Genomic DNA, 9,521 nt, shown 5'->3' on the forward strand with positions numbered 1-9,521 from the left:
TCGGCCGACCGAAGGTCGGTCCGATCGCGGGGGAGGCTGGGAGGGGGCCGACTTGCCGATGTCAGCGCCTATGGGTGATCGCCCTCCTCCCCCGCGGTCAACAGCTCCGCGAGCGCTCTCGCCACAACCAGCGTCGCCTGGCGCAGGTCCTCAAGCACCAGCTTCTCGTCGGCGCGGTGGCCGTTGGCCTCCAGCAGGTCGCGGGGACCGGCCCCGTAGAGGATGGTGGGGATGCCGGCTTCCGAATAGTGGCGGGCGTCGGTGTAGAGCGGGATGCCGTTCTGGCCGACCGGCCGGCCCAGCACCGCTTCGGCATGGCGGGCGAACAGTCCGGCCAGACGCGGCGCGTCGCCGACCGAACGGAAGGGGCGGGCCAGCAGGATGCGGCGCACCGTCACCCGGATGCCGTCGCGGCCGGCGGCAGCCTGCCCGATCAACGCACGCAGCTCGGCTTCGACCTCCGCCGGGGTCTCTTCCGGGATCATGCGGCGGTCGAGGCGGAAGGTGACGCGGTCGGGGACGACGTTGGTGTTGATGCCGCCCTGGATCAACCCGACGGTCAGCGACGGGCTGGTGATGCCGGGCACCGAGGACCGGCGTTCGGCCAAGGCCGGGCGATGGGCGTAGAGTGCTGCAAGGATTCCGGTCGCCGCCTCCAGCGCGTCATGGCCGGTGTCGGGGCGGGCGGCATGGGCGGACTTGCCGTCGACCTGCACCTCCAGGTGCAGGCAGCCGTTGTGCGCCGTCACCACCGAATAGGCGAAGCTGGCCGACACCGCATAGTCGGGCCTGGAAATCCCCTGCTCCAGCAGCCATTTCGGGCCGATTTCGCCGCCGGCCTCCTCGTCGTAGGTCAGGTGCAGCTCGACCGTGCCCTTCAGCGGGGCGCCGGCCGCCATCAGCGCCCGCAGCGCGAAGGCATAGGTGGCGAAATCGGACTTCGATACGGCGACGCCGCGGCCATACATCACGCCGTCGCGGATCTCGGCGCCATAGGGATCGCTCGACCAGCCTTCGCCCGGCGGGACCACGTCGCCGTGGGCGTTCATCGCCACCACCGGCCCGTCGCCGAAGCGGTGGCGGACGACCAGGTTGGTGGCGCTGGCCATGCCGTTGGCATGCACCAGCTCGGCCGGGACCGGATGGCGCTCCACCGTGAAGCCCATCGCCTCCAGCAGGTCGGCGGCACGGGCGGCGTGGGGAGCGCAGTCGCCGGGTGGGTTGTCGGACGGGACCTTCACCAGCTCCGCCAGGAAGCGGGTCTCCTCGTCGAAGCGGGCGCTCACCGCCTCTTCGAGGCGGATGGCGAGGGCGGGGGACAGGTCGGTCATGGCAGGCGGTCCGTTGGGGGCTGGAAGCGTTCGACGAAGCGGGCGAGCACGCGGGCGCCGGCCTCGGCATCCGCGGCGGTGATGCGTTCGGCCGGGTTGTGCGAGATGCCGCGCTCGCAGCGCACGAACAGCATGGCGACATCGGTGAGCGCCGCAACCGCCATGGCGTCATGGCCGGCACCGCTCGGCAGTTCGGGCGCGTCCAGCCCCTCGGCGGCCGCGGCGGCGGCGAACTGGGCCATCAGCGCCGGGTGGCAGGCGACCGCCGGGCTTTCGTGCAGGGTCTCGAAGGCGACGGACACACCGCGGGCGTCGGCGATCGCCTCCAGGCGGGTACGGACCGCCGCGACCCGTTCCAGCCGTAGCGGATCGCGGTCGGCGCGCAGGTCGATGGTGAAGCGGACCCGGCCGGGGATGACGTTGGTGGCGCCCGGAGACGCCTCGATCCGGCCAACCGTGCCGACCAGCCGATCCTGGCCGGAGCACAGCTCCTCCACCGCCAGGATCATGTCGGCCGCCGCCGCCAGGGCGTCGCGGCGCAGGGTCATCGGCACCGTGCCGGCATGGCCGGCCATGCCGTCGACCGTCACCGCCAGGCGGGTGGCACCGGCAATCGCGCTGACCACGCCCACGGGTCGCCCCAGCGCCTCCAGCACCGGTCCCTGCTCGATGTGAAGCTCGGCATAGGCCAGCACCTCTTCGCGGCGGTAGGCGGCAGCGGTCCAGCCGGCCGGGTCGAGCCCGAACCGCGCCATCGCGTCGGCCAGCCGCAGGCCGTCGCCGTCGCGCGCCTCCAGCACCGCCGGATCGAAGGTGCCGGCGATGGCGCGGCTGCCTATCAGGGTCGACTGGAAGCGCGTGCCCTCCTCGTCCCCAAAGCCGATCACCTCGACCGCATGGGACAGGCGACGGCCGCGGGCATGCAGGTCGGCCACCACAGCAATGCCGGTCAGCACCCCCAGCATCCCGTCGTAGCGCCCGGCGTCGCGTACGGTGTCGAGGTGGGAGCCGATCAGCAGCGCCGGCAGCCCCGGCCGCTCGCCCTCGTAGCGGCCGATGACGTTGCCGACCGCATCCTCCCGCACGCTCATCCCCGCCTCGCGCATCCACTGCCCGACGAGGTCGTTGGCGCGCCGGTGCTCCGGCGTCAGGTAGAGGCGCGACAGCCGCCCCTCCTCGGCGCTGATCGCCGCCAGTGCGTCGATGCGGTCGAGAAGGGCCGGTCCGGTCAGCAGGGAAGCGGGCATCGGCGATTCCGGTGGCTGCTGGGAATGGGAAACGCTCCGTTTATAGGCCCAACCGCCGGCCGAGCCCTAGCACCTGCTGGCGAAGACAGTTTCAAAGAATCCGGAACCGAAGCGTGGCGGCAGTCCCTGCCGCAGCGCGCAAAATCATGCGTTGAGAAATCCGGCGTGTTGACAATAGTGATCGCTACCCTCTGGAACAGAGCCCCGAATTTCTTAAATATACTCAAGCAACTGGTGCGCAGACGCAAAAAATCATGCTGCGCATGCGAAATAACTGCGAGGGGAGGGGTGGCCATGGCGCCGGTCAAGCCGGATCCGTCTTTTGAGAACGCGACGCCGGTCGGGAGGGCGGCCGGTGGGCGTCTGTGGTTCAACAGCCGGACGGAGTTGGCGCAGGCGCGCACGCTGGCGGGCTGGATCACCCTGATGGCGGAAGAGCGGGAACTGGACGACCGGCAGCTTGCCGCGGTGACCGGCCTGGACGCCGAGGATGTCCGCGCGGTGCGTGACGGCGCGGTCGCGATGGTGCCGCCCCGTCTGCTCGACAGTGCGTTGAGGCGGCTTGAGGGTCGAAACGACGAGGGGCAACTGCAGTAGCCACTGCAATTGCCCCTGTCGGCATCGCTGAGATGTCGGTGCCGCGTCAGGCGACGGACAGCACGTCCACATACATGTTGGCGGGCGCCGACAGGTGGATGCGGTACAGCATGCCGGCCTGGTCGACCAGGATGTCGGCGACCGGGTTCTTGGCCGACAGGTCGGTGACCGCGGCGCGGACGTTGCGCGGCAGTTGCTCCAGGGCGACGTCGCGGTAGGTGCCGCGGTTGCCGTTGCTGTCCGAAAGCTTGATGGTCTTGTTGGCCATGATGGCGGGTGCTCGGTTCCGGAAGGACGTGGGGGGACTTGATTGGTCGCGGGACAATGGTCCCGTCCGGTTAACCGAGGGTTAAGCACCCTGTCAGGCGTTTGGGATGCCGGCGCAGGGCAGCAGCGCACCCGGTGCAGGAGGGGCGGCGGCCGGCATCGGTGCCCCGACTGCGGATCACGGGGCCGATGGCTGCGTCTACGGTGGGCGGTCAGAGATGCAGAAGCATGTCGTAGCGGTCCAGCCCCGGTCCATACCCGTCCTCGGCGACCGCCACGGTCCGGAAGCCGAAACGCCTGTAGAAGCCATGCGTGTGCTGGCTGGTGTCGAGCTTCACCCGTGTCACCCCGGGGATGGCGGCGGCCGAACGCAACCGCGCCTCGGTCAAGGTGGTGCCGAGGCCGGTTCCATGAAGCGCCCGGTCGACCATGCCCCAGCAGAGGCCGGCGGTCGTGCCGTCATTCTCCAGGACGATGCCGCCGCAGGCGGCGATACGGCCACCTCGCTCCAGCACGAGATAGGACCAGTCCAGGGCATGCCGCGCCAGGAAACGGGCGAAGTCCGGCCGTTCGGCCGCCGAGAAGAAGCGTGGCATGTTGCCGTCGAACACGGCCAGACAGCCGTTTCGATCCGGTTCGGCATAGGGACGCACACCATCGCCGTGGGTCTTCGACGCGTTGGTCATGCCTCCACGGGTAGCAACTTTCCGGATCCGCAACAACAGCCCGCGTGGCGTGAGCCCGGCGGCCGTCGGCGACCGCCGGGCTCACGCGGCCCTCAGCGGAGCCGGGAGCCGCCGTCCGCCGCCGCCGGTTCACCGGTGCGGCGGAGGGTGTCGTCTTCCGGGAGCGGCTGCTTGCCGAGAACCATGGAACTGTTGTCGAGTGCCGCGACCATCGCGTCGCGCGCCGGGGCGCCGGGACCGGTCACGCTGCCTTCGCCTTGTGGCGCCGCGGGCTCCACCCGCTCGCCGACGCCGGTCATGGTGCGCGAACTGCCGACCCGCAGGTCGTTCTGCACATGGCCGACGCCCGAGACGCTTTCGGCGATGTCCTCGGCCCGGCGTTTCGATCCACGGTCGGCGACGCTGCCGGACAGGGTCACCTCGCCGTTCTCCACCTTCACGCCGATGTCCGATGCGTCGAGGTGGTGGTCGTCGGTCAGGCGCTCGTTGATGTCTTCCAGGATTCGCTCGTCGGAACGCTTGTAGTTGCGCGGCCCGACGCCGCGATAGCGCGGTTGCGGGCTCATGGCGACGAATGCGTCACTCCAGGGGTGGCGGTGCATGGGCGGCCTCCGTTTCTGCTCCGTTTTTGCAAGTCACTCATCGAGCACTCAACAAAAGGCGCCTGCCGCCGTTCCGGTCCTTCAACGGAAGTGCAGACCTGCACGACGCTTCCCGGCTGCACCCCGCAACCGTCGCAACCTTGGCCGCCCGGCGGTGTTCGTCTTGAAAAACCCGCGTGGCCGAGGGCTTGTCATGAGACATACGGAGCGAAGCGCCGCCCTCTGGGCGATGGTGATCCTGCTGGCGGTCCTGGGCCTTGCGGCCGGCGGCGGCGGCCTGTGGCTGGCCGTGCTGGGCGGGTCCTGGTACTACGCCGTCGCCGGCCTTCTCCTGCTGGTGACGGCGGTCCTGCTGGCGAAACGGTCGCCTGCGGCCCTGTGGGCCTATGCGCTGCTGGTGATCGGCACGCTGGTGTGGGCGCTGTGGGAGGCCGGACTCGACTGGTGGCCATTGGCGGCGCGCGGCGATGTGATCGCGGTCGTCGGCTTCCTGCTGCTGCTGCCCTGGGTGACCCGCCGGCTGGGCGATCGCCGGCCGATGGCTGGCGTCAGGGCGCCGGGCGCCTATTCCGTCGGTGCGTTCCGTGGTGCCGGCATCCCGCTGACGGCCTCGCTGGCGATCGTCCTGCTGGTCGGCGTCGCCTCCTGGTTCACCGATCCCCACCGCATCGAGGGCAGCTTCCCGCCACCGCCGCAGACCGCCTCGGCAGCCAATGGGACGACCAGTGGGGCTGCGACCGGCAGCGCCGCCGGGGCGCAGGTCCCGGACGGGGAGTGGCAGGCCTACGGCCGCACCGGCTACGGCCAGCGCTACTCGCCGCTGACCGGCATCACCCCGCAGAATGCCGACCGGCTGCAGGTCGCCTGGACCTACGACACCGGCGACCTGCGCGGCCGGCCGGGGGATCCCAAGGAGACCACCTTCGAGGTGACGCCGCTGAAGATCGGCAACCGGCTGTATCTCTGCTCCCCGCACCAACAGGTGATCGCGCTCGACGCCACCACCGGCAAGCAGGTCTGGCGCCGCGACCTGCAGATCGATCCCAAGCAACTGGCGCTGCAGCACCTGACCTGCCGTGGCCTGTCCTACCACCCGGCCGCCACCTCCACCGCCGGGCCGGCGGGGGCCTGCGCGGCCAAGCTGTTCATGCCGACCGCCGATGGCCGTCTGGTCGCGCTGAACCCGGAAGACGGGTCGCCCTGCGCCGGCTTCGGCCAGGACGGGCAGATCAGCCTGTGGGCCAACATGCCCAACGTCCGGCCCGGCGCCTACTACTCGACCTCGCCGCCGGTGGTCACGGCAAGCCTGATCATCGTCGGCGGTACCGTGCTCGACAATGTGTCGACCAAGGAGCAGTCGGGCGTCATCCGCGCCTTCGACGTCGACACCGGTGCCCTGGTGTGGAACTGGGACTCAGGCAACCCCGACCAGACCGCCCCGATCGCCGGCGGCCAGACCTACACCGTCAACTCGCCCAATAGCTGGTCGATCTCCAGCGTGGACGAGCAACTGGGCATGGTCTATGTGCCGCTCGGCAACCAGCCGCCCGACCAGTGGGGCGGCCACCGCAGCCCGGCCGTGGAGCGTTTCTCCTCCTCGGTGGTGGCGCTGGACCTGCGGACGGGCGCGGTGCGCTGGGTCTTCCAGACGGTGCACCACGACCTGTGGGACTATGACGTGCCGGCGCAGCCGAGCCTGATCGACCTGACGGTGAACGGCCAGGCCGTGCCGGCACTGGTGCAGCCGACCAAGCAGGGCGAGCTGTTCGTGCTCGACCGCCGGACCGGCCAACCGGTGCTGCCGGTGACCGAGAGGCCAGCGCCGCAGGGGGCGGTCGAGGGCGACCACACCGCACCGACCCAGCCGGTCTCCGCCCTGTCCTACGACCCGCCGCCGCTGACAGGTGCCGACATGTGGGGGGCGACGATGTTCGACCAGCTCGCCTGCCGCATCGCGCTGAAGCGGCTGCGCTACGACGGGCGCTTCACCCCGCCGTCGCTCCAGGGCTCGCTGATCTACCCCGGCAATTTCGGCGTGTTCAACTGGGGCGGCATCGCCGTCGATCCGCAGCGGCAGATCGCCTTCACCACGCCGGCCTATCTCGCCTTCGTCTCGCAACTGGTCCCGCGCCAGAACGACACCGACCTTTATGTCCAGGGCAGCGAGCGGCCGGAATTCAGCCTGCCGGCGCTGAACGAGAATTTCGGCGCGCCCTATGCGGTGAAGCTGGCCCCCTTCGTCTCGGTGCTCGGCCTTCCCTGCCAGGCACCGCCCTGGGGCTATGTCGCCGGGGCCGACCTGACGACCGGCAAGGTCGTCTGGAAGCACAAGAACGGCACCACCCGGGACGCCGCACCGGTCCCGCTGCCCTTCCGCATGGGCGTTCCCAATCTCGGCGGCCCGATCGTCACGGCGGGCGGCGTCGCCTTCCTGTCGGGCACCATCGACTATTATGTCCGGGCCTACGACGTCGGCAACGGCCGCCAGCTTTGGGAAAGCCGCCTGCCGGCCGGCGGGCAGGCCACCCCGATGACCTACCAGGGCGACGACGGCCGCCAGTATGTGGTGGTGGTCGCCGGCGGCCACGGCTCGCTCGGCACCGCAGCCGGGGACTCGGTGATCGCCTACGCGCTGCCGAAATAGGGGCGGCCTTCACCTCCCACCCCACCTCCCACCCCATGCCCGGTCGCTTCCACGAAAAAAGGGCCGCCCCGATGCCGGGGCGGCCCTTTCTGCAACACTCCCTCACCTTATCGCGTCGGCACCGGCGGGGTCTGCGAGTAGTCGTAGAAGCCGCGGCCGTACTTCTTGCCGATCCAGCCGGCCTCGACATACTTCACCAGCAGCGGGCAGGGGCGGTACTTGCTGTCGGCGAGCCCTTCGTAGAGCACCTGCATGACCGCCAGACAGGTGTCCAGGCCGATGAAGTCGGCCAGTTCCAGCGGACCCATCGGGTGGTTGGCGCCCAGCTTCAGCGCGGTGTCGATGGCCTCGACGCCACCCACGCCCTCGTACAGGGTATAGACCGCCTCGTTGATCATCGGCAGCAGGATGCGGTTGACGATGAAGGCCGGGAAGTCCTCCGCCACCGCCGGGATCTTGCTGATCGCGAGCGTCAGCTCCTTGATCGCGTTGAAGGTCGGCTCGTCGGTGGCGATGCCGCGGATCAGCTCGACGAGCTGCATCACCGGCACCGGGTTCATGAAGTGCATGCCCATGAACTTGGCCGGTCGGTCGGTCGCCGCCGCGAGGCGGGTGATCGAGATCGACGAGGTATTGGTCGCGATCAGTGCTTCAGGCTTCAGGTGCGGGACCAGCTTCTTCAGCAGGTCGCGCTTCAGCGCCTCGTTCTCGGTCGCGGCCTCGATCACCAGATCGCAGTCGCCGAACATCGACTGGTCGGTGCCGGTGGCGATGCGGGCGAGCGCCGCGGTCTTCTCGGTCTCCGCCAGCTTGCCCTTCTGGATCTGCCGGTCGAAGTTCCGGGAGATGGCTCCGACGGCCTTTTCCAGGACCGCGTCGCTGATGTCGGACAGGGAGACGTCATAGCCGGCCTGGGCGCAGACCTGGGCGATGCCGCTGCCCATCTGGCCGGCACCGATGATGCCTATCTTCTTGATCGTGGTCATGGGCGGTGCCCCGCGAAGGATGTGGGTGGAGGGTCTGCCGCGGGGCCAGGCACATGCCGGGCCCCGCGGCCGCCCGGATCAGCGCTTGTCCAGTTCGGCCGTCAGCTCCGGCACGGCCTTGAACAGGTCCGCGACGAGGCCGTAATCGGCGACCTGGAAGATGGGCGCTTCCTCATCCTTGTTGATCGCGACGATGACCTTGCTGTCCTTCATGCCGGCGAGGTGCTGGATGGCACCCGAGATGCCGACGGCGATGTACAGCTCCGGCGCCACGATCTTGCCGGTTTGCCCGACCTGGTAATCGTTCGGCACGAATCCCGCGTCGACCGCGGCGCGGCTGGCGCCCACCGCGGCGCCCAGCTTGTCGGCCAGCGCCTCCAGCAGCGGGAAGTTCTCGCCCGACTGCATGCCGCGGCCGCCGGACACCACGACGCGCGCGGCGGTCAGTTCAGGGCGCTCCGACTTGGTCAGCTCCGCCGAGACGAAGCTCGACAGGCCGGCGGCGCCGGCGCCGGACACGCTCTCCACCGACGCCGAGCCGCCCTCGGCGGCGGCCGCCTCGAAGGCGGTGGTGCGGACGGTGACGACCTTCACCGCATCCGGCGACTGCACGGTGGCGATGGCGTTGCCGGCGTAGATCGGCCGCTCGAAGCTGTCCGCCGACACCACCGCGGTGATGTCGGAGATGGCGGCGACGTCCAGCAGCGCCGCGACGCGCGGCAGCAGGTTCTTGCCCACCGAGGTGGCGCCGGCCAGGACATGGCCGTAACCGTTCTTGGCAGTGGCGACCACCAGCGGGGCGACGTCCTCCGGCAACTGGTGCTCGTAGGCGGCGTCGTCGGCCAGCAGCACCTTCGACACGCCCGCCACCTTGGCGGCGGCCTCGGCGGCGGCCTGCGCACCCTTGCCGGCGACCAGGACATGGATGTCGCCGCCGATCTTGCCGGCGGCGGTGACGGCGTGCAGGGTGGCGGGCTTCAGCGACGCGTTGTCGTGGTCCGCGATGACGAGAATGTTGGCCATGGTCTTAGATCATCCCCCTCAGATCACGCGGGCTTCGGTCTTGAGCTTGTCGACCAGGGTGGCGACGTCTGGCACCTTGATGCCGGCCTGGCGCTTGGGCGGCTCGGCGACCTTCAGCGTCTTCAGGCGCGGGGTGAC

The 9,521-nt window shown here is 69.9% G+C and carries 9 protein-coding genes and 1 pseudogene; 2 read left to right on the plus strand and 8 right to left on the minus strand.

Annotation, left to right across the window (positions count from 1 at the left end; translation table 11 throughout):
- Window positions 1-68 precede the first annotated feature (68 nt).
- Window positions 69-1,331, minus strand: a complete 1,263-nt coding sequence (locus tag J2850_RS12775) for a M20/M25/M40 family metallo-hydrolase (protein WP_209982144.1) — start codon at window positions 1,329-1,331, stop codon at window positions 69-71.
- Window positions 1,328-2,578 (minus strand): allantoate amidohydrolase, encoded by a 1,251-nt coding sequence (locus tag J2850_RS12780; RefSeq protein WP_209982146.1) that lies wholly within the window; start codon window positions 2,576-2,578, stop codon window positions 1,328-1,330. The genes J2850_RS12775 and J2850_RS12780 overlap by 4 nt, the downstream gene beginning before the upstream one ends.
- Window positions 2,579-2,872: 294 nt before the next feature.
- Here J2850_RS12780 and J2850_RS12785 point away from each other — a divergent pair, with 294 nt between their 5' ends.
- Window positions 2,873-3,175, plus strand: a complete 303-nt coding sequence (locus J2850_RS12785) for a hypothetical protein (protein ID WP_246513022.1) — start codon at window positions 2,873-2,875, stop codon at window positions 3,173-3,175.
- A gap of 46 nt (window positions 3,176-3,221) precedes the next feature.
- Here J2850_RS12785 and J2850_RS12790 read toward each other — a convergent pair whose 3' ends face one another.
- From J2850_RS12790 to J2850_RS12800, 3 genes are all read right to left on the minus strand, one after another.
- Window positions 3,222-3,443, minus strand: a complete 222-nt coding sequence (locus J2850_RS12790; protein ID WP_209982148.1) for a hypothetical protein — start codon at window positions 3,441-3,443, stop codon at window positions 3,222-3,224.
- Window positions 3,444-3,654: 211 nt separating this feature from the next.
- Complete coding sequence (locus tag J2850_RS12795; RefSeq protein WP_209982150.1) at window positions 3,655-4,128, minus strand: GNAT family N-acetyltransferase; 474 nt, start codon at window positions 4,126-4,128, stop codon at window positions 3,655-3,657.
- A gap of 92 nt (window positions 4,129-4,220) precedes the next feature.
- A complete protein-coding gene (locus J2850_RS12800; protein ID WP_209982152.1) occupies window positions 4,221-4,730 on the minus strand; it encodes a BON domain-containing protein in 510 nt (169 codons plus the stop codon).
- Between the two features lie 193 nt (window positions 4,731-4,923).
- Between J2850_RS12800 and J2850_RS12805 the strand changes: the two genes are divergently transcribed.
- Window positions 4,924-7,374: a glucose/quinate/shikimate family membrane-bound PQQ-dependent dehydrogenase gene (locus J2850_RS12805; protein ID WP_209982153.1), complete on the plus strand. Its 2,451-nt coding sequence runs from the start codon at window positions 4,924-4,926 to the stop codon at window positions 7,372-7,374.
- A gap of 107 nt (window positions 7,375-7,481) precedes the next feature.
- Here the strand turns inward: J2850_RS12805 and J2850_RS12810 are convergent, their stop codons facing one another.
- The 3 genes and pseudogenes from J2850_RS12810 to J2850_RS12820 all read right to left on the minus strand — a co-directional run.
- Window positions 7,482-8,360 (minus strand): 3-hydroxybutyryl-CoA dehydrogenase, encoded by an 879-nt coding sequence (locus tag J2850_RS12810; RefSeq protein ID WP_209982155.1) that lies wholly within the window; start codon window positions 8,358-8,360, stop codon window positions 7,482-7,484.
- A 78-nt stretch (window positions 8,361-8,438) separates the two neighbouring features.
- Window positions 8,439-9,383, minus strand: coding sequence for an electron transfer flavoprotein subunit alpha/FixB family protein (locus J2850_RS12815; protein ID WP_209982157.1), 945 nt, complete (start codon window positions 9,381-9,383; stop codon window positions 8,439-8,441).
- Between the two features lie 18 nt (window positions 9,384-9,401).
- Window positions 9,402-9,521 (minus strand): annotated as a pseudogene (locus tag J2850_RS12820) (electron transfer flavoprotein subunit beta/FixA family protein); the annotation flags it as partial.

It is taken from the genome of Azospirillum picis, from assembly GCF_017876115.1.
GTDB lineage: Bacteria > Pseudomonadota > Alphaproteobacteria > Azospirillales > Azospirillaceae > Azospirillum > Azospirillum picis.

What these genes read in the sequence shown, in the direction of transcription:
- J2850_RS12810 (WP_209982155.1), bottom strand. Translation starts at nt 8,360, where the DNA reads ATGACCACGATCAAGAAGATAGGCATCATCGGTGCCGGCCAGATGGGC.
- J2850_RS12790 (WP_209982148.1), bottom strand. Translation starts at nt 3,443, where the DNA reads ATGGCCAACAAGACCATCAAGCTTTCGGACAGCAACGGCAACCGCGGC.
- J2850_RS12780 (WP_209982146.1), bottom strand. Translation starts at nt 2,578, where the DNA reads ATGCCCGCTTCCCTGCTGACCGGACCGGCCCTTCTCGACCGCATCGAC.
- J2850_RS12800 (WP_209982152.1), bottom strand. Translation starts at nt 4,730, where the DNA reads ATGCACCGCCACCCCTGGAGTGACGCATTCGTCGCCATGAGCCCGCAA.
- J2850_RS12795 (WP_209982150.1), bottom strand. Translation starts at nt 4,128, where the DNA reads ATGACCAACGCGTCGAAGACCCACGGCGATGGTGTGCGTCCCTATGCC.
- J2850_RS12775 (WP_209982144.1), bottom strand. Translation starts at nt 1,331, where the DNA reads ATGACCGACCTGTCCCCCGCCCTCGCCATCCGCCTCGAAGAGGCGGTG.
- J2850_RS12785 (WP_246513022.1), top strand. Translation starts at nt 2,873, where the DNA reads ATGGCGCCGGTCAAGCCGGATCCGTCTTTTGAGAACGCGACGCCGGTC.
- J2850_RS12815 (WP_209982157.1), bottom strand. Translation starts at nt 9,383, where the DNA reads ATGGCCAACATTCTCGTCATCGCGGACCACGACAACGCGTCGCTGAAG.
- J2850_RS12805 (WP_209982153.1), top strand. Translation starts at nt 4,924, where the DNA reads ATGAGACATACGGAGCGAAGCGCCGCCCTCTGGGCGATGGTGATCCTG.